This window comes from Oleidesulfovibrio vietnamensis, from assembly GCF_055388115.1.
Window position 1 is genome coordinate 1,656,506 of record NZ_AP042419.1, and the last position, 24,705, is coordinate 1,681,210.

Here is a 24,705-nt window from a genome sequence, read left to right on the forward strand (position 1 = left end):
AAAATCAGGCTTTTTGCGGGTTACCTGCACCGGTCTGCGGTGCAGAAGGGACAAAACGGGCGTACAGGCGGGCCAGCAGGGCCACGGCCAGCAGCGAAAGAATAAGTCTGCCCCAGAGCGTGGCCGAAATATGTGCTCCGATCAGCATCATGAGCAGGGTGTCTTCTATCAGCGCGTGGGAAAAACCCATGAGCGTGACGGATGAAAAAACATCGGCGGGGGGCACTCTGCCGGAGCGGGCTTCGTGAATTATCAGCCCGCCGCCGTATGCTATTCCCATGGAAAGCCCCACCACGGTGATGGTGGCCGCGCTCTGCCCTATACCCACAAGGCGCAGCACAGGCTTGAGCAGCGTGTTAAGTCTGCGGGTAATGCCCAGCACATCCAGCAGACGCATGACTGTCATCAGCCCGAGTACAACCCAGAAAAGATAAAAAAGATTGCGGGCCTGTCCCGCAGCCCATGCGGCCAGACCGGCAGGGGCCTGTTCCGGCTGCCACAGAAGCTGTGCCGGTTGCTGCAGCGTGCCTGTCAGCCCGAAAATCATGTGCAGAATCCAGCCGAAAATAAGTGCGGCGGCCATGCGCAGCAGAAATTGTACTGTGAAGCTCAGCCCGCAGCGCTGGGCGATTTTGCATTCCACAAACATATTGTGCGCCACCAGAATCATGGTGGACAACACCGAGACCTGTGCAACGGTCAGCGGTTCCAGCGTGGGAAAAATGGCAGCATACACTATGATGCCGCTGTAGATGTTGACCACAATGGAGGTGGCCCACACCAGTCCCATTTCCGCAGGCAGACCGGCAAGATGCATGAAGGGTTCAAGCGGAAGCGCAAGATAGCCTGTCAGCTCGAATTCAGTGAGGATTTTGACGGCGATGATGATGGGAATCATCACCTTGTACAGATCAAGGCTGACCCGTAGCGCATCGGTGAATATTTTCCTGACAGCCGCCGTCACTGCGGGAAAAGCCATTCTGTAACTCCTTTGCAAAGCGCGGGCACCCTGCCTGCAGTGCAGGCCGGTTATCCCGCTTCCTGTCCGGCCACGCCGATGTGCTGAAAGATATACTCGCGCAGAGCCTGAATCCAGGGGCGCGGTTTGATTCCCGTAATGCCGGTGAACCGGGAGCAGTCGAGAACGGAATATGCAGGGCGGGTGGCCCGCTGCGGATAAGCCGCCGAAGGGATAGGCCGGACCTGACAGGGCTTCTGCGCCAGCGAGACCGCCTCAGCCGCCAGCTCGCACCATGTGGCCTGACCGCCGTTGCTCAGGTGAAAGAGACCTGTGCCCCCTTTTTCAACCAGCAGGCGTGAACCGGCGGCAAGATCCGGTGTGTAGGTGGGCGAGCCAACCTGATCATGCACCACGGTGATTTCCTGCCGCGTCTCGCACAGCCCCAGTATGGTCTGCACAAAGTTGCCCCTGCCCGGACCGAAAAGCCATGAGCTGCGTATAATCGTCAGGCGGGGCAGGTTCATCTGCAGCAGTACCTGTTCTCCGGCCAGCTTGGACAGGCCGTAGATGCTCTGCGGGGCGGTTTCGTCATCTTCTGTATACGGCGTTTCCTTGCGTCCGTTAAAGACGAAGTCGGTGCTGTAGTGGACAAGATGCATGTTGCCGGTGCAGGCCAGTCTGCCCAGCAGTGCGGGCAGACTTTTGTTCAGGCGCATGGCGGCATCCTGCTCTTCTTCCGCCTTGTCCACCTGTGTGTACGCCACCGCATTGAAAAGCACGTCGGGAGCATGGGAGCAGATGTATTTTTCCAGCGCGGCAGAATCATGCACATCGGCATCTTCTCTGCCGTGTGCTTCAACCTGCCAGCCAGCACGGGTCAGGTCCGCCACCAGCGCCTGTCCCAGCAGGCCGGTGCGCCCGCCCAGAACCACTGCCTTGGGTGCCACGGTCATCAGCGGTCTCCGTACCAGCGGGACATAAATTCAAGGTAGGCCCCGCTTTTTACGTTTTCCAGCCATGTTGTGTGTTTTTCGTACCATGCCAGAGTATCTGCAAGTCCTGTTTCGAAATCATGCACGGGGGCGTACCCCAGTTCGTCGCCGGCCAGAGTGAAGTCCATGGCATAGCGCCTGTCGTGTCCGGGCCTGTCTTTCACAAAGGATATGAGCGACTCCGGCTTTCCGGTCAGGCGCAGTATGGCTCTGACCACATCAAGGTTGGTGCGTTCGGCATTGCCGCCGAAATTGTATACGGCGCCGTCACGGCCTTTGCGCAGGGCAAGGTCAATGCCCCGGCAGTGGTCTTCCACGTGAATCCAGTCACGGACGTTGGTGCCGTCGCCGTAGACGGGCAGGGGGGCGTTTTCCCATGCTTTGCCCAGCATGAGCGGAATGAGCTTTTCCGGAAACTGGTACGGTCCGTAGTTGTTGGAACAGCGGGTGATGATGGCGGGAAAGCCGTATGTTTCCACAAAAGCCCGGACCATGAGGTCCGCCCCGGCCTTTGAGGCCGAATAGGGGCTGTTGGGCAGCAGAGGGTTGCTTTCCGTGAAGGGTGCCTCGTGGGGCAGCAGCGAACCGTACACCTCGTCCGTGGATATGTGGACAAAACGCTTTATTCCTGCTGTACGGGCCGCCTGCATAAGCACCTGAGTACCCAGCACATTGGTGGTTACAAAAGGTGCCGGGTCCGAGATGGACCGGTCCACATGTGATTCCGCGGCAAAATTGAGTACGGCGTCGGGGCTGTACTTTTCTATTACAGCCTGAACAGCCGCCGCATCAGCGATATCCGCTTTTTCAAAAAAGTAGCGGGTGCCGCCGTGGGCTTGCTGAATGTCGGTAAGATTCTGGGGGTTTCCCGCGTAGGTCAGTTTATCTAAGTTGACAATGGTGGTCTGCGGATGGACGTTAAGCTGGTACCGGATAAAGTTGGTGCCGATGAAGCCGCAGCCGCCAGTGACGAGTAGTCGCATGCAGGGTTCCTCACTTGGTTTGACCCCTCTACATACCTGTACGTCCGGTACCCGGTCAAACCCAAAAACGCGCATAATGCCGCGGCGGACTGGATGGCATCAAAAGCACCCCCCGTGCGAAAAGGCTTGCCAACTCTTCGGCCCTGTCGTTACCATTTCCGGCCTGTAAATAATCTCCCTCCGTTTCAGGAGGTCTGCTCATCAGGTAGGGTGTGAAATCATATGAAACCGGGTATTCTTCTGGCCGCTTTCGGTGCCAGCAACCGTCAGGCGCATCAGACGCTCCGCCTGTTTGACGAAAAGGTGCGGCAGCGGTTTGCCGATGTTCCTGTGCGCTGGGCCTTTACGTCGGGGCTTATCCGCGACCGGCTGGCGGCTCGCCGCATGAAGACGGATTCCGTGACCAAGGCCCTGCAGAAGATGTGTTTTGAAAAATATACGCATGTGGCCGTGCAGTCGCTGCATATCATTCCCGGTGCGGAATATGACGATTTGGAAGCCGAAGCTGTGCAGATGGCCGGCGGACGGGACTGCTCACTTGCGCCGCCCGCTGACGGAGGCGTTTTTTTTACGGCTCAGGCGCGGTTTGAAAAGATAACCGTGGGCAGGCCCCTGCTGCACAGCGATGCAGATGTGACCCGCGCCGCAAGGGCGCTGCTTGCCAGTCTGCCGCCGGAGCGCACGGCGCATGATGCCGTGGTGTTCATGGGACACGGAACATGGCACGCCGGTGACAGCCGGTATGATGATCTTTCCGCTGCGGTGCGGCGTATGGATGCCGGAGTGTTCATCGGCACCATGGACGGCAGCCACACCATCGACCATGTGCTGCCGCTTCTGCTTCAGGAAGGATACTGTCGTGTGTTTCTTCAGCCTTTACTGTCTGTTGTGGGGCGTCATGCCGTGCGGGACATGGCAGGCGATCATCCCGAATCATGGCGTTCGCGCATAGCCGCTGCGGGCATGGTGTGCCTGCCTGTGCTGCAGGGCATGGTCGAGCATGCGGCTTTTGTGGATATATGGATAGATCATCTGGATGAAGCCATGGAGCGGCTGCTCGGCAGCCGCGGCTGACGGGAAGGCGAGGGGAGGAATGCATGATCTTGACATCTGTGCGCCGCGGTCTGGCTGTGTGCCTGTTTCTGTTGCTGGTGCCTCTGGCCGCCGGTGCTGCGGAAGAGGGCTTTGTCCAGCAGTTTGAACAGGGAACAGTAGACTGGTGTGATGGCGTTGTACGGGCTGAAGGGACGGCGATAGCTCCTGCTTCGGCTGTAAGTCTGCCCCGTGCGCGTGCGCTGGCCCTGCGGGCTGCAGTTACCGAAGCCAGAGGCCGTCTGCTGCATACTGTGCGTTCTGTGCAGGTTACCCCCGGAATCACCGCGGGAGATATGCTGGATGCCGGCGGGGCGCTGTCGGAGTTTGTGCGCGGGCAGGTGCAGAACTCACGGATAGACCGGCAGGATTTTCTGGCGGACGGCTCAGCGCGGGTTGTTGTCAGTATTGCTTTGCGTGATGGTTTGCTGGGGCAGTTCCTTGCTCCGGCACTGCCGTTCAAGGTTGCCGCTTCACCGGTATCCGGCCGCAGTGTTCCGGCGTCGGAGGTTGCTGAGCCGCAGATTTTGCAGGACGGGGAATTTTCCGGTGTGGTCATTGATGCCAGAGGAACGGGAGCGCTTCCTGCCCTGATGCCTGTTGTGGTTCTGTCCGGAGGAGAGACCGTGTACGGCGTGAGGCAGGCTGTGCGGCGTTATGCGCTTGAGCGCGGTCTGGCAGTGTATGTGACAGACGGGCAGGCCGCAGCAGTTGCCGCGGTGGCGGGTAGTGCACCTCTCACTCTCAGGGCGGCCGCAGTGCAGGAATCCGCTCCGTCTGTTATTGTGCTTGATGACCCAGAGGCACAGCTGCTGCATTCTCCGGCAGCGGTGAAAAGTCTGGCAGCCTGCCGTGTGGTGGTGTTGCTTGATGCGGTTTTCTGATGCGCCGGATGCTCACGGTTATGTTTTCTTATCTTTTTTTCCTGTCCATATTTTTACGGCGCGCTGCGGTCAGGGCGCTGTATCGTGCAGGAGTGCATTTTATTCCCCTGCATGGCGCAGCGACTGCCTGTGCAGCCGGATGCGGCCCGGTTGAAACACGGTGGCGCTCATTGTTCCGGTGCGGGCCGTGGCTGGGCGGAGCAGGTTTTGCGGGGGGTGCCGGACTGCCCGGACTGGCCGGACTGGCCGGACTGGCCGGATTGATCAGGCTGATCGGACTGATCGGATTGGCCGGACTCTCCGGCTGTGTTGCCGCCGGTCAGAGGACACCGGCCGTTGTGCCTGATGGCGCCATGACGCAGAGCTCCCGCGCGCTGGATTTGCTGGAAGCTGGCAGACCGGTTGAAGCCTGCGAGGCTTTTGATGCCGCCCTGCTTGCCGGTACCGCTTACGCCCCTGCGGTGCTCGGCAGAGAATTGTGCCTTGAGGATTCCGTTCAGGACACAGGCACGGGCGCGCTGCCGGGCGGGGCGGGTGGCCGGTCGGGCGGCATACCGGCAGGCTGCTCGGCTGCGGCGGAACAGTGCCTGCGCGTGCAGACCGCTTTTTTTCTGTACGGCGGACTGGACAGACAGCGTTATGCCGCTTTGAGCGACGGCGTTTTTGACGCCGCGCTGCAGAGCGGTGTCAGCGGTGCCGGACTGCTGTTCATGCGGGCGGAGACCCTGTGGCATACCGGCAGGCTGACGCAGGCCCGCAAGCTGTATGTGCAGGCTCAGGTCGCCCGCGGGCTTGACCGTTCCCGCATGAAACTGCTCCAGCGGCGGCTGGCGGATATTGACAGGGTGCTGCGGGTTGCGGTGACAGACACGGGGCGGCGGATGGCTTTTGTCCCCGAGCTCACACGCGCCCGCATGGCCGGTCTGCTTGAAGCGGAGCTGGCCGCGCAGGGTTTTTTCGAGGCTTGTCCCGCCCCCCTGATGCCGGAATTTGCCGTGCCGGGAATGCATTTGGTACCGGCAGAGGAAGAGCTGCCGGCTGATATCGCGGGACATGAGGACGAACAGGCCATAATGGCCGTTCTGGAAAAGCGCCTGCGGGGACTGCAGATGTCCGCAGCGGGCAGGTTTGATCCGGATTCGGTTTTCCGGCGTTCCGATCTTGCTTTGTTGTATGAGGACTGTGCCATCAGGGTCAGCGGCGACCCTTCGCTTGCTGTCCGCTTTATGCAGAGCGCCGGAGTGCTGTCTGACGTGCGCAGAGACGATGCCGTATTCAATGCAGCGGTTTTGCTGGTTCAGAACGGTTTTGTGCAGTTGCGTGACGGGCGTTTCGGCGCGGAGCAGCCCGTTTCAGCCATGGAGGCCCTGCAGGTGCTGGCCGCTCTGCGCGGCATGGCCGGTTGCGGCGGTGCGAAACAGCCATGAGCGTGCGGGAATGCCCGCATGCTGCCGCTTGCCCGCCGCCCTGTTTTATGCTGGAATGACGGCGGACAAGCTCTATACTGACATTGAGGCCGCAGTGCCTGATTTTTCATAAGAGGTTTATCGTGAGAACATTGTTTTTGCTTTTCGGAAGGCTGATGCGTCATGCTCTGCCGCTTGTGCTTGCCGGCGCTTTTTGCCTTGGCACCGCAGCCGGTGTGCAGGCCCGGCAGGTGGATGTGCTTTGGAGTGCCGATGCCGGAGTGCGGGACGCGGCAGCGGAAGAAAACATGCCCGCCAGTGCTTCTGCCGCCCGCGAAAAGGCTTTTGAGCAGGCTGTCTGGCTGGAGGCGCTCTCCATGGCGGACGACGGATTGAGTGATGCCCGCAGAGAACTGCTGCGCGAGTTTATTGTGCCCCGGGCTATGGAGTATGTTCAGAGCTACTCCGAGCTGGGCAGTGCTTCTTCTGATTCCGGTACAACGCTGAGTGTTGGTGTGCTGGTAAACCGCAGAGCGCTGAAAGACACATTGCGGGGGCTGGGATGTATGCGCGGCTCGGCGGAGCCTGTGGAGTACATGCTGACCATCGGCGGTGCTTCTGATGTATGGGATGAGCTGGGACGTCTGCAGGCTTTGTACAACACAAGGGTGACCCAGAACGCTTCTGTGGCGGTTTTTCTGGAACACAGAGGGGACATGTGGACCGGCAGACTGGATGCCGGCGGGCACAGCAGGGCGGCATCCGGAACCACGCTGGCAGATGCGTGGCATGGCATATGGGCGCAGTATTTTTCTTCGCTTGCCGCAGCCCAGGGCCCGCATGATGCGCTGGTGCTGCAGGTCAGCGGCTGGTTCACCCCCGACGGGGTGGAGTCGTTTGATAAAGAACTCAGTTCATGGGACCGCGATTTTGACGAAGCCGGTCTTGCACAGGTGAGTATGGAGGCTGCCGGTATTTCAGCCCGCTGGGTGCTCCGCGGGGCTTCCAGAGGGGCTCTCGAACGGCGTCTGGAGGCTGCGCTCGAAGGCAAAGGGCTCAGCTGGGTGCTGGAGCCTGACGGTTCACTATAATAAAATCCCGGGGCCTGGGGCCTCGGGATTTTGTACATCGGTTCACCGCAGGGCGAAAGAGGTTACTCGTCCTTGTGTTTCTTCTCGGAAGAAGGGGTGACGTCGATTTCGTCAGGCTCGGTGGTCGCTTTTTTGAAGTTTTTGATCGCGCGCCCCAGTCCTCCGCCTATTTCGGGCAGCCTTTTGGCCCCGAAAACCAGAAGGATGAGGACGAAGATAACCAGCAACTCGGGAATTCCAATTCCGAACATAGCATGCCTCCGTGGGATAATGAGGTCGCTATACACAAGGTGAGCCTTTGAGGTCAAGGCGCGCTGCGGTTGGCAGGCCATAATCGCTAGGGTTTTATAAAAAAATAACTGATGCTGAAGAGCGCCTGCCGCCCCGTATCAGACGGTTGTGCGGCAGGATGTCCGGTCACAGGAAGGAGCACGGATAATGCGCAGGATAGTAATTGTGGGGGAAGGCGCCGCAGCGGCCAAGCTGGCGGCCCGGACAAGACGGATGACGGAGAACGCCGAGGTGAATCTGGTGCTGTCTTCCGCCGGCGACGCCGGCAAGGGGGTTTTCGGCAGCTATGCGAAAAAGAACCGCATTTCGCTTGAACAGATGAAAACCCGTGATGTGGGCGTGCTGGAAACGGATGAGCTGGATTTTGATTTTGAAAAGCGTGAAATCCACGTGCGCTCGGCCAGAGGCTGGCTGCCCATGCGTTTTGACCAGCTGGTGCTGGAAATAAACACCGTTCCCCGTGTACCCAGAGCGTTGCGCCGCTGTGACAATGTTGTTCCCTGGCCGGTGGGAGATGTGGCGGCGCTTGATACCTTTCTGGCAGAAATCCGCCCCTCTGTTGCTGTAGTGGTGGGAAGCAGCCGTCAGGCTGTGGAACTTGTCCGGCTTCTCGCCTCTTCGGACGTTCCCGTACGCTGGTTGCGCACCGCCCCTGCGCAGTCACCGGTGCTTGATGCCGACATGTGGTTCCATGCCGATTCGCTGATAACTGCCTGTGCCGGCGGAGTACAGATTCTCGACTGGAGCAGTTTCCGCCTTGACCAGCTGGCCACGGTGACGGACGCGGACGGCCTGCTGGTTTCACTGGAGTCGCCGGAAGCACAAAGCGTGAGCGGCGACATGTTTTTCTGGGCGGACCCGCAGCGGGCCGTGCATCCGCTGCTGGCCAACGAAGGCATCGAGCTTGCCGAAAACGGTCTGCTGGCTGTGGATGACAATTTCATGACCGGTATACCGGATGTATACGCCATCGGCAGTGCTGTTTCCGTAAAGCACTGCGGGGCAGCGCAGCTGCCTGTGGTGGCCGGTGAAGAATCTGTTTTCTCCATGGCCCGCCATGTGGCTGATGTCCTTTCCGGTGAACAGCCTTTCTCTGCCGGGCCCATGATCGCTCCGGTGACGCAGGCTTTTCCCGGCGGCAGGCTGTTTAAAGCCGGTACCGGACTGGCCGAGGCTCTGGCTGCCGGCATCGAAGCCGAATTTGCCATGCTGAAAACCGGCGGCGGGGCCGCAGGGCAGGCACCCTGTGCCGTAAAGCTGGTGGTGGATAAATCCACCCGCCGCGTTCTGGGGGTTCAGGCTGTATCGGGTGACCCCTGCGGGTTGTCCGACGGATTCGCTTCTGCCGGGGCGCTGGCACTGTCCGGCGGCATGACGGTGGAAATGCTGGCGGCACTGGACCTGCCCGGCGAAAGCGGGCGCCTGCTGCGTTCCGCTGCCTGCATTGTTGATAACAAGCTGCGGGGCAAAGTGTTCGGCATCAGCCCTGATGAACTGATAGCTTCCCGCGCTGCCGGTGCGGAGTTTTTCACCCTTGATCTGCGGTCGCAGCCGGAGTGGAAAAAAGGACATATCGAAGACGCCTGCAACATTCCTCTGCCCCAGCTGAAAGAGCGGCTGCAGGATGAAGTGCCCAGATTCACCCCGCTGGTCATCGTCGGCCGCAGCTCTGATGATGCGTGGAGTGTGGCCTGTTATCTGGCAGGGCTGGGCGCAGGGCATGTCTATGTGCTGGACGGCGGCATGGATATGTGGCCCTATGAAACCGTCTCGCAGGGCTGATGCAGTGGGTACTGTCTGCAGAATGCCCGGTGTGGCATGTGATTTTTATGTATCGGGGCACTGCCTGTACGAAGAAGAGCTGAACCCCGGTCTGGACGAGTCTTTTCATTGTACCGAGATTGTCCGTATTGTGGCTGCGTATGAAGAGCTGATGAACCGGGCAGATGGCTTTAATCTGTCAGGTGACAAAGCCTTTAACCTCATCTTCCGGCTGATGGAGGGGGTGCCGCCTGCCGGCAGCGCCTGCGAAGAATACCGGCCGGAAGTCGGCTGCCGCGGTTGCGGCGGCTGTGCCGGAGAAGAGGATGACGGTGCTCCGGAAAGCATCGACTGCACCCATTCGCTGGGTGGGCTGTGTATTCTGCGGCTGCCCGCCTGTGAAGGCGTCTGCCGCAGGTTCCGCTTTCGTACTGAGCAGCCATCCGAATCATAACGATTGAAATGCTGGAGAAAACGGTTATGCCGGTGAATAATGACCGAACATGTTCTGAACCGCCTGTTGTGGCGGTGCCCTGTATGCATCCTGTGGTGCCCGAAACAGGAACGGGGGCGCTCTCTTTGCCTCAGGTGCGTTTCTTTAATCCCGGACTGGCTCCTCTGTATGGTTCGGAGGATGACGAGCGCTGCAGCTTTACACCTGCGGGGCTGCCGTTCACCGGTGCCGCTGCGCGCGCCTGTCTGCACGAACTGGCTTCATTGGCTGAAACTTTCGGCAACAGCCGCGATCTGGTTGTTTTTGCTCTGGACAACGAAAAGGCGCAAGACCATGCACACAAGCATGCCGGACAGCAGGAACTGGCTGATCTGGAAGCTTTTGTGGCGGCAGGCGGCGGCAGCTTTGCCCCTGCCGCCCCGCATGAAACCCTGATGAAGAACCCGCTGGTGGAGGCCCAGAAAACTCTTCTGCTGGCATATTCTCTTGAGGAGAGCGTAAGCGAGCTGGAAACGCTGCAAAGCCGTTATGAAAGCTCTCTTGCCTCTATGGGGGATCTGCTGGGCGCTGAGCGTGATGCAGACCTGCAGGAACTGGCCGGACTGGCTGGCGCACCTTCTGCACTTGAAGGCCGCGGCACTGATATTATGCGTCTTTCGTGGCGTGTGGTGCTGGATAATATGGCAGTTTTTCTTCCGGAGGGCACTGTACTGGTCACGGATGACGACGGTATGAAAGATGTGCTTGCGGCAATGGAAGAAACTGCTGCGCTGGACGCACAGGAGGCTGCTGCTCTGTGCAGTGCGTGGGATGACAGCGCACTGGCCGCAGCCGGCAGGCTGATGAAGGTGCAGGCGCCCTTGTGGCGCATACTGGGGCATGGCCGTGTCCCCGAAGGAAGAGACTGGCAGCAGACCGTGTTTACGGTTGTTTTCGGCGCGGAAAGCTGAGCCGTTGTGTCAGTTTTTTATCATATCGATCTGTAAGGAGTTTTTGTGCTGCTGACTGCCCATTATCTGGCCTCACGGTTCCCGCGGGGGCTGCATGGTGTTGTTTTTGATTGTGACGGAGTGCTGTTTGATTCGCGCGCTGCGAACATGCGGTACTACAACCTGATTCTGGAAAAGCTGGGACTGGGACCCATGACGGCCGCGCAGGAAGATTATGTGCATATGCACACCGTGGGCGAGTCTCTGGTGCACATCATTCCGCCTGCCATGCATGACCGTATGGGATGGGCGCGCAAGCAGGTGGATTATCTCAAGGAAATAGTGCCATCCATGGAACCGGAGCCGGGCCTGCTGGAATTTCTGGCTTTGCTGCGAGACAACGGGGTGCGCATGGCTGTGCATACCAACCGCACAAACAGCATGGAGTATGTGCTCGATGTTTTTGACATGAGCGGTTTTTTTCATCCGGTGATGACTGCATCGAAGGTTGTTGCCAAACCCCATCCGGAAGGGGTCAATAAAGTTCTGGAAGCCTGGGAGTGCGGCAGGGACGAGATTGCCTTTGTGGGCGATTCGCTGCTGGACAGTCAGGCGGCGCACAGCGCGGAGGTCCCTTTCTGGGCGTTCCGTAATGAAACATTGCAGGCTGAGCGGCATATCAACGATTTCTGGAGTCTACGCGCTCAGTTTGTGCAGTATTTCTCTTTGCTGGCGAGCGGTTGCTCCCGTCCGGCTCTTTTTTAGCAATGATGTAATTTTTTGCTTGATTCCAAACGCCGGGAAGTGAATTATATCTCTAAAGGCAGATTCTCACCCGGCAAGAACCCCGTCAGGAGGATTCATGGACGTACTTGCCGTAAATTTCATATCCACTGTTGCCACGATTCTGAATTCGGTTCTGGGACTTTACTTCTGGGTTGTGATCGCGGCAGCGGTACTCTCCTGGGTAAATCCCGACCCGTACAATCCCATTGTCAGAATTATTCACAGCCTTACGGAACCTGTTCTGTACAGAATCCGCAAGTGGCTGCCGTTTGTTTATTTCAGCGGTATAGATCTTTCTCCCGTGGTACTTCTGCTTGCCATTGAATTCATACGGGGATTTGTCATCCGTTCGCTGGCCATGTTTGCGGCGGGCATGTAGGAGAGCACAGGGTATGGCTGTCAGTCGCATAGATATTCTCAATCAGGGTTTTTCCCGCTCTCTGCGCGGGTACGATACGGCGGAAGTCGACCGGTACATGCAGGAGATGGCTGATACCATAGGCAGGCTGGGAGAAGATAAATCGCGTCTGGAAACCCGGGTGGCGGAACTTGAAACCCGCCTTGCGGAATACCGGGACCGCGAAGCCACCCTGCGCGATACGCTAATAGCCACCCAGCGCATGACTGAAGACATGAAAACCAATGCGCAGCGCGAAGCACAGCTTATTATCGACGCGGCACATGCCAAGGCTGAAACGCTGGTGAATCAGGGGCACATGCGGCTTGCAAGACTGCAGGAAGAGATTCTGCAGGCCAAAAAGCTCAGGGCGCAGTTTGAAATGAAAGTCCGGTCAGTCATTGATGCCCATCTGCATCTGCTGGAGCTTTCGCTTGCCGAACAGCAGCCCCGTTCCGTGCCGGATGAGGCTCAGCAGCCCGCCGGAAACGGTGATGAATGACAATGAGTATCTTTGCCCTGCGGCACAAGGTTTATGGCGCCTGAAAGTATGGGCGCAGCCGGGGGCAAAACACAGCGGTATAGCAGGACTTTATGACGGCAGGGTGCGCATAAGGCTGAGCGCGCCCGCTGTGGACAACAAGGCGAACAAAGAGCTTATCCGGTTTGTGGCGCAGCTCTGCGGTGTGAAACAGAACAGGGTGCGACTTGAATCGGGGGTAAGCTCCAGAAAAAAAGTCTTGTTGATCGAAAGGGATACGATGCCTGTTCTGGATGTGCCGGAAACAGGGCATCAGGAGCAACCCAACATAGCCGAAGGAGATGAGTTTCATGGAAACGCGAGACCTTGAACTGTTGGAGAAATTGTCGTCCCGGGATCCTGAGCTCAAAGCCTTGTGGGAAGATCATGTGCTTTACGAAAAGCAGATCGAGAAACTGGACAACAAACCGTTCCTGACACCCAGTGAACAGACACATGTGAAAGAACTTAAAAAACAGAAGCTTGAAGGGAAGACAAAGCTTCTGACCATCCTTGAAAGCTACCGCAGTAAGGAGAACTAGATGGAGTCGAGCGGGGCCCGGATCCTGTTGGAGTGTCTTAAAAAGGAAGGCGTTGATGTCATTTTCGGCTACCCCGGCGGGGCCGTGATCGACATTTACGACGAACTTCCCCGGCATGACCTGCGTCATGTGCTGGTGCGCCACGAACAGGCCGCAGTACATGCCGCGGACGGTTATGCCCGTGCTTCCGGTCGAGTGGGGGTCTGTCTGGTCACTTCGGGACCCGGCGCCACCAATACCGTGACCGGAATCGCTACAGCGTACTGCGACTCCATTCCTCTGGTGGTGCTAACCGGACAGGTGCCGCGTGCGCTGATAGGCAATGACGCTTTTCAGGAAGTGGATATAGTGGGCATTACGCGTCCCTGCACCAAGCATAATTATCTGGTGAAGGAACTGAGCGACTTGCCGCGTATTATCCGCGAAGCTTTTTATCTTGCCCGTTCCGGCAGGCCGGGTCCCGTTCTTGTCGACCTGCCAAAAGATATCATGGTAGCCCGTGCAGAGTTTCAGATTCCTGAAGAAGTCAAGCTGCGCAGCTACAACCCGACATACAGACCGAATCTTAACCAGCTGCGCAGAGCGGCGGAACTGGTTCTTTCTGCCAGACGGCCGCTGCTGTTCGCCGGTGGCGGGGTTGTGGGGTCCGATGCCAGCGAAGAGCTTGGCTGGCTGGCCCGCACGTTGCAGATTCCGGTAACTTCAAGTCTGATGGGGCTTGGTTCTTTTCCCGGTGACGACCCGCTCTTTCTGGGGATGCTGGGTATGCACGGCACCTTTGCCGCTAACAAGGCGGTGAATAGCTGTGACGTGCTTATTGCCGCCGGTGCGCGCTTTGACGACAGAGTGACAGGAAAGCTTTCGGCGTTTGCCGCCGGTGCCAAGATTATCCACATAGACATCGACCCCACATCCATCAGAAAAAATGTGGGCGTAGAGGTGCCTGTGGTGGGCGACTGCCGTATGGCGCTTGCTGGCATGCGCGAGATTCTTTCGGCCCGCTTTGAAGAAAACATTCCCGTACCCCGCTGGACTGAGTGGCTTGCCACGGTGCACGATTGGGCGCAGAGTCATCCTCTGGGGTATGTGCCTTCTGAAGGTATTAAACCGCAGCAGGTTGTGGAAACTGTTTTCGGTATTACCAGAGGCGAGTGTATTGTCACCACCGAGGTGGGGCAGAACCAGATGTGGGCCGCACAGTTTTTCAAATACCGTAAACCGCGCACGCTGCTGACTTCCGGCGGACTGGGCACCATGGGATACGGTTTTCCGGCGGCTATAGGTGCGCAGATGGCGTTTCCGGGGCATCTGGTGATTGATTTTGCGGGCGACGGTTCCATTCAGATGAATATTCAGGAACTGGCCACAGCGGTTTGTAACAAGCTGCCGGTTAAAATAATTATTCTGAACAACGGCTATCTGGGTATGGTGCGCCAGTGGCAGGAGTTGTTCTATCAGCGTAATTACTGTTCAACCTGCATGGAGGCCCAGCCTGATTTTGTGAAACTGGCTGAAGCCTACGGAGCGGAAGGGTACCGCATCACAGCACAGGCTGATCTTGAGCCGGTGTTGCGGCAGGCCCTGCAAAGCCCGGCTCCGGCTATTGTTGATGTGCGCGTGGAGCGCGAGGAAAATGTCTATCCCATGGTTCCGGCCGGTGCGGCGCTGGACGAGATGCTGCTTGTGTAGGAGACTTCCATGCGTCATGTACTTTCCGTTCTGGTGGAAAACGAACCGGGCGTTCTTTCCCGGGTGGCCGGGCTGTTCAGCGGCAGGGGGTTCAACATTGAATCGCTTAACGTTGCCCCGACTCTTGAAGCCGGTGTATCTTTGATGACCATCAGCACCAGCGGTGATGATCAGATTATCGAGCAGATTGTTAAACAGCTGCGAAAGCTGGTGACAGTTATAAAAGTTGTTGACTTCGAAGATATAGCCGCCGTAGAGCGGGAGATGGTTATTTTAAAGGTTAACGCCGAGGAAACGCGCAGGGCGGAAGTTCTGCGCATTGCCGATATTTTCCGTTGCAAGGTGGTCGATGTGAGTTTGCATGATCTGACGCTGGAAGCGACCGGCGATCATGGTAAAATTCAGGCAGTGATTCAGCTGCTAACCAGATTCGGCATCAAGGAGATAGCCAGAACTGGTACCGTGGCTATGAAGCGCTCCATGCAACCGGAACAGGTTTAACTGCATTTTTGCGGCAACCCACCTGACGGGCGCTTGAGCCTCTCAGGTGGGTTTTTTTATAGGTAACCACTAACCTTTGGGAAGCTGTACAAGCTACAGCAGGGAGTAGAAATGAAGGTCTATTACGAACAGGATGCAAACCTGGAAGTGCTCAAGGGCAAGACCGTGGCCATCATAGGCTACGGCAGTCAGGGCCATGCGCATGCGCAGAACCTGCGTGATTCCGGCGTGAACGTGATCGTCGGCCAGCGCCCCGGCGGCCCCAACTTCGAGCTGGCAAAGGAGCATGGTTTCCAGCCCCTTAGCGCAGCAGAGGCTGCCGCACAAGCCGACCTGATCATGATTCTACTCCCCGACCAGTATCAGGCTTCTGTGTATGAAAATGATATCAAGCCGCATCTGACCGCCGGCAAGTCGCTGGTGTTCGCTCATGGCTTTAATATCCATTTCAACCAGATTGTACCGCCCAAGGATGTCGATGTGTTCATGATCGCTCCCAAGGGGCCGGGCCATCTTGTCCGCCGTACCTATACCGAAGGTGGCGGCGTTCCCTGTCTTGTGGCCATCCACCAAGATGCCAGCGGACAGGCCATGGAGAAAGCCCTTGCCTATGCCATGGGCGTAGGCGGAACACGTTCCGGCGTCATTGAAACCACCTTCCGTGAAGAAACGGAAACCGACCTTTTCGGCGAACAGGCGGTTTTGTGCGGTGGTATCAGCGCTCTGATTCAGGCTGGTTTTGAAACTCTGGTGGAAGCAGGCTATCAGCCTGAAATCGCCTACTTCGAGTGCCTGCACGAGACAAAGCTTATCGTGGATCTTATCTACGAAGGCGGTCTTGCCAAAATGCGGCATTCCATAAGCGATACGGCAGAATACGGTGACTATGTGACCGGCCGCCGCATTGTGACTGAAGAAACCAAAAAAGAAATGAAGGCTGCGCTGAAGGATATTCAGGAAGGCCGTTTTGCACGGGATTTCATCCTTGAGTGCAAGGCAAACTATCCTACCTTCACGGCCCGCCGGCGCATCGAGGCCGAGCACCCCATTGAAGAAGTGGGGGCGCGCCTGCGTTCCATGATGCCCTGGCTTAAAAAATAGCAGCCGGCATTGTTGTTAAAGGCCGCCCGCAAGGGCGGCCTTGTTTTTCCGGGCGTCAGCTCAGGCACCTTCGGCCACAAGCCGTGTAAAAAGATACTCGTCGTCCGGGTACTTTATGCCTTCTCCGGTGACAATGATGCTGGGCGAAAGCTGATCCGAAGACGGGTCACCTATGTCCGCAATCAGCCAGCGCCCGTCCTCCTTGCCTACCACAAATTCTTTTTTCTGCTTACCTGCCATCTTAATGGCAAGCATCACTGTTTCCTTGAATGTAATGGGAGCCTCCTTGCGGGCATCGGTTCAGCGTTGTCCCGCCCAGATATACCAGCACGGCGTGCCACGCAAGAGTCTGCCACCGGCACATACTCCATGGTAGTGATCTTGCCTGATTTTTAATGCGTAGCTATACTAAAAACAAGCCTTGCAGCTGTGCGGTGCGTTGGTGACTCATCGTAATGTGCAGAAAAGAGAGGTACCATATGAAGAGCCTGCATCTTATCGTAACTGGTAATGTTGAGCAGGGGTACTTTCTTGCATGGGTATATGATCATGCCGTTGTTCTGGGGCTGAACGGCTGGGTACGCAGGATTGAAACCGGCCGTGCCGAGCTGCTGGCTCAGGGGAATGACGGCGGGCTTGAAAAGTTGAAAGTTGTGCTGAAACAGGGCGGTCCGGCAACCGGCATTCTTGATGTGAAGGCTGCATGGATTGACTACGACACGGTGTATGACGGGTTTGAAATGAGATAATCCGGTTACAGAACCTGCCTGCGGGATGCTTCGGCATCCCGCTTCATTTTCCGGTGTCGGGTGCCATGCGGCATCCTGAACTGAAGCCTTTGTCATGCGGCTGTTCCGAGCGTGTCCGGCAGTCCAGGCATTCCCAGTATGACCGGCATACGTATCTGTTTTTCAGCGCGTCATAAAATCTGTGATAGGTTTTTTTACCGCAGGCGGTGCAATGTTTTATCTGGAGTATGCTCATAGTGATATCCGGTAGACGTAAAAGAGAATCGCAGTGTGCACAGGAATGAGCAGGCGGGGTACGCGGGGTACAGGACACCGCTACAGCGGGCTGCTGCGCCCCAGCGGGGCTGACGGGGATCCGGGCCAGATGCGGTACAGGCCGAATCCGGCACGGACTGTAGTCCACAGTCCGGTAATGCCCCATACCCAGTTGAGCATGGCGGCAGGTTGCAGGTAGGTGATGCAGATAAGAGCGGCAATGGCCGTGGTGGAAGCCGCAACCATGGCGTTGCGGATGAAGCGGAAATCACCTGTGCCCCAGTGGATGCCGTCGGTGGCAAAAGAGAGTGCGTTCACCGGCTGGATAAGCGCCGCCACCACCCATGCGGGAATAAATGTATCCAGCACAGATGCGGGCACCAGCAGCCATGCGATGCCTTTTTGTCCTGCAAGCATCACTACAGAAAGCAGACAACCTGTCCACAGGCTCCAGCGGCAGACAAAAGAGGCGACCAGACGCGATGCGGCAATATCGCGCTGGCCGAAAAAAAGACCGATGAGGCTTTGTCCGGTAATGGCAAAGGTATCCAGAAACAATGCCGTGAAGATGAAAAACTGTCTTATGGCCTGATGCGCCGCTCCGGCGTCAGTACCTGCCGCGGTGGCTGCTCTGGTGCCCAGCAGCAGAAACAGAATGACCATTCCTGAGCGTACAAAAAGATCGCCGCCGATGGTGAACAGCTTTTTTATGTCGTGCAGCTGGATGTGCCATGAAGGACGCAGCCTTTTCCACACCACGGCCAGCGTCCATGCCGCGCCGGCCCACTGGCTGCACGATGTGGCCAGTGCCGCACCGGAAACGCCCAGCGCGGGAAAAGGCCCGATACCGAATATAAGCAGCCAGTCCAGCAGAATGTTCATTATATTGACAATGCAGGCTACCCAGAACGGTGTGCGCATGTCCTGCAGCCCCCGCAGCGCTCCGATGCCGGCCAGAGTCACAAGCAGGGCCGGAGCCCCCACAAGGCGCAGGCGGATGTATTCTGCTGCCAGCGGAGCCATGGTTTCGTCGGCCCCCATGAAAGTTACGATCGGATGCAGAAAAGGGAGCGCCGCCAGAGCCGTGACCACGCCGAGTGAGCATGAAAGGAGCAGGGCGGCTCCGCATGTGTCTGCCGCTTTTTCTCTGTTACCGCCGCCAAGAGCCTGTGCCACTTCTGTCTGTGTTCCTATGCTCAGAAAATTGAATGCCCAGAAAATGGCCGAGAGGGTCATGGTGCCCACGCCCAGTGCTGCCAGCGGCGCTTCGCCCAGTCTGGCTACAAAGGCCGTGTCTGCAAGACCTGTCAGCGGTTCTGCCACCAGCGAGAACAGCACCGGCACAGCCAGTGACAGAAATGTTCTGGCTGGTTTTGTTCTGAACGGGTGTTGCTGTGTTGCGGTGGATAGGGTCTGGGACATGGCGGCTCCTGTATGAATGCACAATCTGCGCACGTGGTTAGGAACTCATAGCGTACTTTGCCGGGGAACAAAAGCACTCCGGCACGCATTGACAAGACAGGTTGCTGTTATAGCTCATGATGTGATCTGACTGACAGCGATATGGAGAAAATCATGTTACACGAGGGGTTCCGCCACGGGAATCTGATACAGACAGTGCTGCTGGTGGCAGGGATGCTTGCTCTGCTGGCATTGACAGGATGGATACTGCTGGGCGACGGAGGCGCCGTGTGGGCTGTCGCCGCGGCAGGCGCTGCCCTGTTGTGGCTGCCGTCTGTGTCGCCTGCCATTCTGCTGCGCATGTACAGGGCAAGACCACTGCGCAGTGAACATGCGCCCGCAGTGTACCATGCTCTGGCAGAACTCAGCCGCAGGGCGGGGCTGGAGCATCTGCCGGTGCTGTATCATATACCTAGCACGGTGCTTAATGCCTTTACCGTCGGCAGCGGAAAGCATGCAGCCATAGCTGTTTCCGACGCTTTGCTGCGTAACCTGACCATGCGCGAACTGATTGCCGTGCTGGCGCATGAGGTGTCACATATCGCGGGTGCGGACACCCGTGTGATGACTCTTGCCGATGTTGTCAGCAGGGTGACGGCGTTGTTTTCCACTGCGGGCAAGATTCTGTTGCTGCTCAACATTCCGCTGCTGCTTGCCGGAGAGGTCACTGTTTCGTGGCTGCTGGTGGTGCTGCTTATTCTTGCGCCCCATATGGCCATGTTGCTTCAGCTTGCGTTGTCGCGGACGCGCGAGTTTGATGCCGACGCCATGGCTGCACGGCTCAGCGGCGACCCGCAGGGACTGGCCATGGCGCTGCAGCGTCTGGAGCGTTCCGGGGCCGGACTTTGGGAGCGTATGCTGGCACCGGGCAGAAGAGTGGAAGAACCTTCTTTTTTACGGACTCATCCGCCCACGCATGAGCGGGTGAACAGGCTGATGGCTGTTGCAGGCCGGATGCATACGCAGGGCGGCAGCGCACAGGTGCCGCTCTATGTCCGGTACACGCAGCCGGTGCAGGTGCCGGTCCGGCAGATACTGCGCCCCAGATGGCGGTTGGGTGGAATATGGTACTGACCGCCGCATTTCAGGTTCAGGGCCTGCGGGTGGCGTCGGCATAGCGTGCGGCAAAATCCAGTGCCCGCCGCCGGTTGACGCCGAAATCATAATAACCGGTTCGCGAAGCGGACCTGATATGCAGAAGTCCTTGCGAGGAATCAGCGACAATATGCATGTCGTCTTTGAAGCCGAAAATTCTGCTGCGAAAGACAGCATGGATTCCGTTTTCTGTTTTGCTGACTGATGCCGCGCCCATCTGCCGCAGGATTTGTTCCGCAGTCTCCATTGCAGCTTCTGTGGTGCCGTGCAACGCCATGGGAGGCACGGCGTGGCTTGTGCCCTGCTGCAGGGAACTGACACAGTTGGGACGGTCAGGACACTGCGGCAGCATGGATGATTCCTGAGGCGGCGCAGCGGAACATGCTGTCGCGGCTGCCATAAGCAGGATGAACGTCAGTATTCTTCGGGGACTGACCATGAGGCCGCCTTTTACGCTGGTGCAGTTGCCGCCGGGTAGTGTTGCCACGCGCCTGCGGTTCAGAACTTGGTAAATTCATCTGCTGCATGTTTTTTCTGCCCGCCGGAATTTTTCCGGCCTGAGCGCTTTTTGCCCGGGCCTGCCTGCCTGACGGGGCTGAGCGCCGCGGAGTCGCTGCCATGGCCCGCGCTGTGTTCGCTTACCTGAAAAAAGTCGATATTCCGTTGCAGTTCGTCAGCTCCGGCGGCCAGTTGCCGGGAAGTGCTGGCTACCTGTTCCGAAGTGGCTGCATTCTGCTGTACCACGGCGTCCAGCTGCTGGATAGCCTTGTTTATCTGCTCTGCGCCGATATTCTGTTCCGCACAGGCTGCAGCAATTTCCTGCACCAGCCCCGATGTCTTCTGGATATCGGGGGTAATTTTGCGCAGCATGGCCAGTGCGGAGTCTGCCACTTCCAGACTGGATGCTGACAGGCTGTTGATTTCGGCAGCGGAGCTGCCGGAGCGTTCTGCCAGCTTGCGTACTTCCTGTGCCACAACGGCAAAGCCTTTGCCGTGCTCACCGGCGCGCGCAGCTTCTATGGCCGCGTTAAGTGCCAGCAGATTGGTCTGCCGGGCTATCTCTTCAATCACTGTGATTTTTTGTGCTATCTCTTTCATTGCTTCCACCGTGCGCAGCACGGCTGTGCCCCCCTGTTCCGCCTGCTGTGCCGCCTGCAACGATATGGTTTCGGTTTCACGGGCATTCTGGGCGTTCTGCTTGATATTCGAGGCCATCTCTTCCATGGAAGACGATATTTCTTCCATGGATGCCGCCTGACTTACCGCCCCTTCGGACATGGAACGGCTTGATTCGGAAAGGTGTCTGCTGCCGTCCGCCACCTGCGATGCCGTGACCTTGACTCCCTGTACTGTCATGGCCACGCGAGACTGCATTTTGCCCAGCGATTTTGTAAGCATGGCGAACTCATCTCTGGCTGTGGACCGGATCGTTTTGTCAAAGCGGCCCTGTGCCATCTCTTCTGTTATACTCTGCAGGTTGTTGAGAGGTGATATGACCCTGCGCTTCAGCATAAGCCATGTTATGCTGAGGATAACGGCCAGAACGCCGCCCGCCCAGCCTGCAACGCTCATCCGCGCCCGCGCCATGTCTCTGTTGGCTTCGTCCAGAGAGCTGATGACGACAAATGCGCCGTGGATATCTCCTGTTTTCCAGCCTTCCTTGATCCCGCCTGTCACGTCGCGGGTGCCTTTCGGTTCGCCGTGGCAGTACATGCATTCTTCTGTCAGGCGCACAGGGCGGAAATACAGAATCCTGTCCGGTTCCGTGATAATGTATTCATTGAGATTGTCCCGCTTCATGGCGCTGAGCGCTTTCAGCTCTGCCGGAGTCGGTTCGTTGGCGGGGTTTCGTGGTGATATTTTGGGAGCGCGGAAAGTATAGTTGGCTTTCTGTGAACTCTGCTGGGCAATGCGCATGGCTGTCACAACAGGTACCGCGCTCAGCACCTTGTCCGCAGGCAAGCTGTCCAGCGGTTTCAGAATACCGTCATTGAGCTTGTGTGCCATTTCATTACGGGTATCTTCCGCCAGCTGTACTATGGCACGGCTCTGACTCAGAATGGCCTGTCTGGAACTTTCTTTGATATCGTTCAGGCGTTGTCCCGCCAGCAGCACTGTCAGCACCACTGGGCCCAGCAGCACGGTGAACAGGATAATGGAACGGATACTAAGCTTGTTGAGCATGGCGGACCTCTCTGCCTGTCTGGATGCATCCGGATAAGACGCTGTTGTGAGCAGAATGACTGTTGTAGCGGTAATTATGTATGAATCGGCTGTTATTTCATTGATAAAGTTTTGCCGCATGCCGGCAATCGCCGGAACGGGGCAGATTGCGGCAGCGGATGGCAGGGCGGAGATGGTTCCGGAGGATTGTGGAAAGCGGCCCGCGCCGGCAACGGCGGCAAGAAGGCAGCCGTTGCCGTACGCAGGCCGGGGCGCGGCGAAGAGGCGATATAGGGAGGGCAGGGAGACAACAGGGCAGCATGCGCATGGCTGCGCATGACATTGCTGCAGCACGGCAGAGCGGCGTTTATGATGATGGCTGCAGTTCTTTTGCTTTGTCCAGCTCGTCAAGAATGTTCAGATACGGACGGGCCTGTGCTGCAAACGGTGACTGTCTGCTGATCTGCTGCAGACTGCTGCGCGCGGAACTCCATTGCTGCTGTTCCCATGCGCAAAGAGCAAGATAGAATCTGGCCTGTTGCTGCAGGTCGGGGTCAGTCACTTTTTGCAGGGCTGTGCGGGCATCGGCAAACTTTCTGGCGTTGTACAGAATTTTTCCCTGTTCCATAAGGGCATTCTGACCGGCGTGTTTTTGCAGCAGAGCCACAGCCTGAAGCGTTCTGCCTGCCTCTGCATACAGCTTTGCCGTCTGCAGAGCCGTCTGGGATGAACCGGCCTGTGCGCCGGTACGGCTGAGCGTATGAAGCTCCAGCAGGGGCGCGTTCAGATAGCGGTAAAGCGACCTCAGCCAGCTGAAGTCCTGAGCGGACATGGTTGTGAGACGCGAATACAGTTCCATGGCGGCAGCGGCACTGGCTGTTTTTTCCTGCTCAAGGTAAATATTGGCAAGCAGCTTTAGGTAGTCCGGAGTGATGCTTTCTGCCCCGATTTCGGAAAGTATGATTTCTTCCGCCTTCCGGGCCGCTCCTGCGTTAAGGTGGGCATGTACCGCCAGGCTTACCCATTGCTTCTGATGCGGTGTATATCTGTCCAGCAACAGTTGCAGTACGCGTGCTGCATCCTTGTAGTGTTCGGCCTGATAATAGGCATATCCTGTCTGCAGAAGCAGTGCCGCTTGTGGTTTTTTTTGCAGGGTGCAGCTTTTTTCAAGATGTAATGCGGCTTCGGCATAGCGCTTGAGCGAATATGCGGCGATTCCTGCATTGTGGTGCAGCATGGCATTTTCCGGAAAATTCCGCAGACCTTTTTTGCATATTTCCAGAGCCTGCATGGTTTTTTCTGCATGGCTGTACGCCCCGCCAAGCAGCAGATATGCTTCCGGCGGGGCAGGGTCTGCGGCAGTGGCTAAATAATCCTCAAGAACAGCAGCCGCCTCGTTGTAGCGTTCTTTCTGGATATACTGCTGCGCTGTGTGCAGAGGTTTTCTGGCTTCGGCGGGCAATGCGTCTGCCCGGGACGTCTTTATGCTGATGCAGAGCAGCAGTAAAACAGATGATACAAGTATGGCGTATTTCATTGCGTCACTTTAAATTCAAACGGTTGCTGAACCCATGTGTCAACAGCCTGCCCGTTGAGCTTTCCGGGAGTGAAACGCGACTGCCGGGCTGCCTCAAGAGCAGATTCTTCAAAAATACCTGCCGGAGAAGCGGCCTGTATGCTCAGTTGCTCGGGTTTGCCCTCGGCAGTCACAAGCATGTTTACGATCACATAGCCTTCAATGTTGCTGCGTTTGGCCACAAGCGGGTACTTTAGGGGGACGGTGCGTACCACCCGCGGCGGCGTATCCACTTCGGCAAGGGTAAAGGTTGCTCCGGCCACGGACAGCGCGGGCATGGCCATGCCGCCTTTCACGGACGGATGCAGCTCTGCGGAAAAAGACGGAGCCTGCGTCATGGCGGGGCGTTGCGGCCGCGAAGTCTGTTTCGATGAAAATGTTCTGGGGAGTTTTTCCGGCGGCGGGGTTTCCTTTATGGCTTTCGCCCGCTCTTCGGGGACAGGCGGCTCGTCTGTCTGCTGTGCCAGCCGGATGGCACCGTGTATTTCTTCAGGATGGGTTGTCTCGCCGCCACGGTTAAGCTGCAGGATACCCACATGCAGCAGTCCCACCATGAAAACGGCACCTGCCGCTCCGGCAATCAGTCTGCCGGTGTGTCGTATGGGCCTGACGATCATTCTTTTTTGGCCGCAATGCTGATGTTGCGCACTCCGGCCAGACGGCACTGGTCGAGAACCTGCACCGCGTTGCCCGTCATGCTCTGTTTGTCGGCTACAATAACGACTGATCCTTCGGGGGTTTCCGCCAGAAACCGTTCCATGTACGCCCGTACGGAGCGTATATCCAGCGTTCTGCCTTCAACATATATTCTGCCTTCGCTGGTTAGCCCCAGTATGACGTTCGCTTTTTCTTTGGTTTCCGCCGACTGGGCAGCAGGACGATTTACATCTATGCCGGATTCCCGCACAAAACTGGTGGTCACAATGAAGAAAATCAGCAGGATGAACACCATATCAATAAGCGGTGTCATGTTGACTTCGCTGCGCCTGTTGCGGGCGGCCCGGGTATAGCGGATGCTTTGCATGG

28 protein-coding genes are annotated in these 24,705 nt (G+C 57.6%); 17 read left to right on the forward strand and 11 right to left on the reverse strand.

The window, feature by feature from the left end; genetic code table 11:
• Nucleotides 1-4: 4 nt before the first annotated feature.
• The 3 genes from ACZ5D1_RS07335 to rfbB are packed head-to-tail and all read right to left on the reverse strand — an operon-like array spanning nucleotide 5 to nucleotide 2,936.
• Complete coding sequence (locus ACZ5D1_RS07335) at nucleotides 5-979, reverse strand: hypothetical protein (RefSeq protein ID WP_464556404.1); 975 nt, start codon at nucleotides 977-979, stop codon at nucleotides 5-7.
• 50 nt (nucleotides 980-1,029) lie between these two features.
• Entirely contained in the window at nucleotides 1,030-1,914 is an 885-nt protein-coding gene (gene rfbD / locus ACZ5D1_RS07340) for a dTDP-4-dehydrorhamnose reductase (RefSeq protein WP_464556406.1), read from the reverse strand.
• Nucleotides 1,914-2,936: a dTDP-glucose 4,6-dehydratase gene (gene rfbB / locus ACZ5D1_RS07345; protein WP_011368076.1), complete on the reverse strand. Its 1,023-nt coding sequence runs from the start codon at nucleotides 2,934-2,936 to the stop codon at nucleotides 1,914-1,916. The genes rfbD and rfbB overlap by 1 nt, the downstream gene beginning before the upstream one ends.
• A 222-nt stretch (nucleotides 2,937-3,158) precedes the next feature.
• Here rfbB and ACZ5D1_RS07350 point away from each other — a divergent pair, with 222 nt between their 5' ends.
• The 4 genes from ACZ5D1_RS07350 (at nucleotide 3,159) to ACZ5D1_RS07365 (ending at nucleotide 7,409) form a co-directional block, all read left to right on the forward strand.
• Nucleotides 3,159-4,010 (forward strand): sirohydrochlorin cobaltochelatase, encoded by an 852-nt coding sequence (locus ACZ5D1_RS07350; protein ID WP_011368075.1) that lies wholly within the window; start codon nucleotides 3,159-3,161, stop codon nucleotides 4,008-4,010.
• A gap of 23 nt (nucleotides 4,011-4,033) precedes the next feature.
• Nucleotides 4,034-4,912, forward strand: coding sequence for a hypothetical protein (locus ACZ5D1_RS07355; RefSeq protein ID WP_464556407.1), 879 nt, complete (start codon nucleotides 4,034-4,036; stop codon nucleotides 4,910-4,912).
• Between the two features lie 170 nt (nucleotides 4,913-5,082).
• A complete protein-coding gene (locus ACZ5D1_RS07360) occupies nucleotides 5,083-6,339 on the forward strand; it encodes a hypothetical protein (protein WP_464556408.1) in 1,257 nt (418 codons plus the stop codon).
• Between the two features lie 122 nt (nucleotides 6,340-6,461).
• Nucleotides 6,462-7,409, forward strand: coding sequence for a hypothetical protein (locus ACZ5D1_RS07365; protein ID WP_464556410.1), 948 nt, complete (start codon nucleotides 6,462-6,464; stop codon nucleotides 7,407-7,409).
• Nucleotides 7,410-7,471: 62 nt separating this feature from the next.
• On the opposite strand, the gene ACZ5D1_RS07370 is transcribed toward ACZ5D1_RS07365, so the two are convergent.
• Nucleotides 7,472-7,660 (reverse strand): twin-arginine translocase TatA/TatE family subunit, encoded by a 189-nt coding sequence (locus tag ACZ5D1_RS07370; RefSeq protein WP_011368071.1) that lies wholly within the window; start codon nucleotides 7,658-7,660, stop codon nucleotides 7,472-7,474.
• Nucleotides 7,661-7,847: 187 nt separating this feature from the next.
• On the opposite strand from ACZ5D1_RS07370, the gene ACZ5D1_RS07375 reads away from it, so the two are divergent.
• The 11 genes from ACZ5D1_RS07375 (at nucleotide 7,848) to ilvC (ending at nucleotide 16,380) form a co-directional block, all read left to right on the forward strand.
• Nucleotides 7,848-9,482 (forward strand): rhodanese-like domain-containing protein, encoded by a 1,635-nt coding sequence (locus tag ACZ5D1_RS07375; protein WP_464556411.1) that lies wholly within the window; start codon nucleotides 7,848-7,850, stop codon nucleotides 9,480-9,482.
• Nucleotides 9,460-9,915, forward strand: a complete 456-nt coding sequence (locus tag ACZ5D1_RS07380; RefSeq protein ID WP_464556413.1) for a hypothetical protein — start codon at nucleotides 9,460-9,462, stop codon at nucleotides 9,913-9,915. The genes ACZ5D1_RS07375 and ACZ5D1_RS07380 overlap by 23 nt, the downstream gene beginning before the upstream one ends.
• 83 nt (nucleotides 9,916-9,998) lie before the next feature.
• Nucleotides 9,999-10,865 (forward strand): hypothetical protein, encoded by an 867-nt coding sequence (locus ACZ5D1_RS07385; protein ID WP_148204141.1) that lies wholly within the window; start codon nucleotides 9,999-10,001, stop codon nucleotides 10,863-10,865.
• Between the two features lie 45 nt (nucleotides 10,866-10,910).
• Nucleotides 10,911-11,609, forward strand: a complete 699-nt coding sequence (locus ACZ5D1_RS07390) for an HAD family hydrolase (RefSeq protein ID WP_011368067.1) — start codon at nucleotides 10,911-10,913, stop codon at nucleotides 11,607-11,609.
• 97 nt (nucleotides 11,610-11,706) lie between these two features.
• On the forward strand, nucleotides 11,707-12,009 hold the full coding sequence (locus ACZ5D1_RS07395) for a YggT family protein (RefSeq protein ID WP_011368066.1): 303 nt from the start codon (nucleotides 11,707-11,709) through the stop codon (nucleotides 12,007-12,009).
• A gap of 13 nt (nucleotides 12,010-12,022) precedes the next feature.
• A complete protein-coding gene (locus ACZ5D1_RS07400) occupies nucleotides 12,023-12,529 on the forward strand; it encodes a DivIVA domain-containing protein (RefSeq protein WP_011368065.1) in 507 nt (168 codons plus the stop codon).
• Nucleotides 12,522-12,878, forward strand: a complete 357-nt coding sequence (locus ACZ5D1_RS07405) for a DUF167 domain-containing protein (RefSeq protein ID WP_455696286.1) — start codon at nucleotides 12,522-12,524, stop codon at nucleotides 12,876-12,878. The genes ACZ5D1_RS07400 and ACZ5D1_RS07405 overlap by 8 nt, the downstream gene beginning before the upstream one ends.
• Complete coding sequence (locus tag ACZ5D1_RS07410; protein WP_011368063.1) at nucleotides 12,859-13,089, forward strand: DUF465 domain-containing protein; 231 nt, start codon at nucleotides 12,859-12,861, stop codon at nucleotides 13,087-13,089. The genes ACZ5D1_RS07405 and ACZ5D1_RS07410 overlap by 20 nt, the downstream gene beginning before the upstream one ends.
• Nucleotides 13,090-14,778, forward strand: a complete 1,689-nt coding sequence (ilvB, locus tag ACZ5D1_RS07415) for a biosynthetic-type acetolactate synthase large subunit (RefSeq protein ID WP_011368062.1) — start codon at nucleotides 13,090-13,092, stop codon at nucleotides 14,776-14,778.
• 9 nt (nucleotides 14,779-14,787) lie between these two features.
• Entirely contained in the window at nucleotides 14,788-15,279 is a 492-nt protein-coding gene (gene ilvN / locus ACZ5D1_RS07420; protein ID WP_011368061.1) for an acetolactate synthase small subunit, read from the forward strand.
• A gap of 111 nt (nucleotides 15,280-15,390) precedes the next feature.
• Nucleotides 15,391-16,380, forward strand: coding sequence for a ketol-acid reductoisomerase (ilvC, locus tag ACZ5D1_RS07425; protein ID WP_011368060.1), 990 nt, complete (start codon nucleotides 15,391-15,393; stop codon nucleotides 16,378-16,380).
• Nucleotides 16,381-16,440: 60 nt separating this feature from the next.
• Here the strand turns inward: ilvC and ACZ5D1_RS07430 are convergent, their stop codons facing one another.
• Entirely contained in the window at nucleotides 16,441-16,635 is a 195-nt protein-coding gene (locus ACZ5D1_RS07430) for a hypothetical protein (protein WP_155891328.1), read from the reverse strand.
• A 224-nt stretch (nucleotides 16,636-16,859) separates the two neighbouring features.
• Between ACZ5D1_RS07430 and ACZ5D1_RS07435 the strand changes: the two genes are divergently transcribed.
• Nucleotides 16,860-17,129, forward strand: a complete 270-nt coding sequence (locus ACZ5D1_RS07435) for an acylphosphatase (protein WP_464556415.1) — start codon at nucleotides 16,860-16,862, stop codon at nucleotides 17,127-17,129.
• 315 nt (nucleotides 17,130-17,444) lie between these two features.
• Here ACZ5D1_RS07435 and ACZ5D1_RS07440 read toward each other — a convergent pair whose 3' ends face one another.
• Nucleotides 17,445-18,806 carry an MATE family efflux transporter gene (locus ACZ5D1_RS07440; protein WP_464556417.1) on the reverse strand — a complete coding sequence of 454 codons (1,362 nt, stop codon included), beginning with the start codon at nucleotides 18,804-18,806 and terminating at the stop codon, nucleotides 17,445-17,447.
• A gap of 153 nt (nucleotides 18,807-18,959) precedes the next feature.
• Between ACZ5D1_RS07440 and ACZ5D1_RS07445 the strand changes: the two genes are divergently transcribed.
• Nucleotides 18,960-19,919: a zinc metalloprotease HtpX gene (locus ACZ5D1_RS07445; protein WP_011368056.1), complete on the forward strand. Its 960-nt coding sequence runs from the start codon at nucleotides 18,960-18,962 to the stop codon at nucleotides 19,917-19,919.
• Between the two features lie 16 nt (nucleotides 19,920-19,935).
• Here ACZ5D1_RS07445 and ACZ5D1_RS07450 read toward each other — a convergent pair whose 3' ends face one another.
• The 5 genes from ACZ5D1_RS07450 to ACZ5D1_RS07470 form a co-directional block, all read right to left on the reverse strand.
• A complete protein-coding gene (locus ACZ5D1_RS07450; RefSeq protein WP_049753826.1) occupies nucleotides 19,936-20,379 on the reverse strand; it encodes a DUF1499 domain-containing protein in 444 nt (147 codons plus the stop codon).
• 59 nt (nucleotides 20,380-20,438) lie between these two features.
• Nucleotides 20,439-22,124 (reverse strand): methyl-accepting chemotaxis protein, encoded by a 1,686-nt coding sequence (locus ACZ5D1_RS07455; protein WP_464556418.1) that lies wholly within the window; start codon nucleotides 22,122-22,124, stop codon nucleotides 20,439-20,441.
• Nucleotides 22,125-22,470: 346 nt separating this feature from the next.
• Nucleotides 22,471-23,640: a tetratricopeptide repeat protein gene (locus tag ACZ5D1_RS07460; RefSeq protein WP_464556419.1), complete on the reverse strand. Its 1,170-nt coding sequence runs from the start codon at nucleotides 23,638-23,640 to the stop codon at nucleotides 22,471-22,473.
• On the reverse strand, nucleotides 23,637-24,296 hold the full coding sequence (locus ACZ5D1_RS07465; RefSeq protein ID WP_464556421.1) for an energy transducer TonB: 660 nt from the start codon (nucleotides 24,294-24,296) through the stop codon (nucleotides 23,637-23,639). Before ACZ5D1_RS07465 ends, ACZ5D1_RS07460 begins: the two co-directional genes overlap by 4 nt.
• Nucleotides 24,293-24,703 carry an ExbD/TolR family protein gene (locus ACZ5D1_RS07470; RefSeq protein WP_011368051.1) on the reverse strand — a complete coding sequence of 137 codons (411 nt, stop codon included), beginning with the start codon at nucleotides 24,701-24,703 and terminating at the stop codon, nucleotides 24,293-24,295. Before ACZ5D1_RS07470 ends, ACZ5D1_RS07465 begins: the two co-directional genes overlap by 4 nt.
• Nucleotides 24,704-24,705 lie beyond the last annotated feature (2 nt).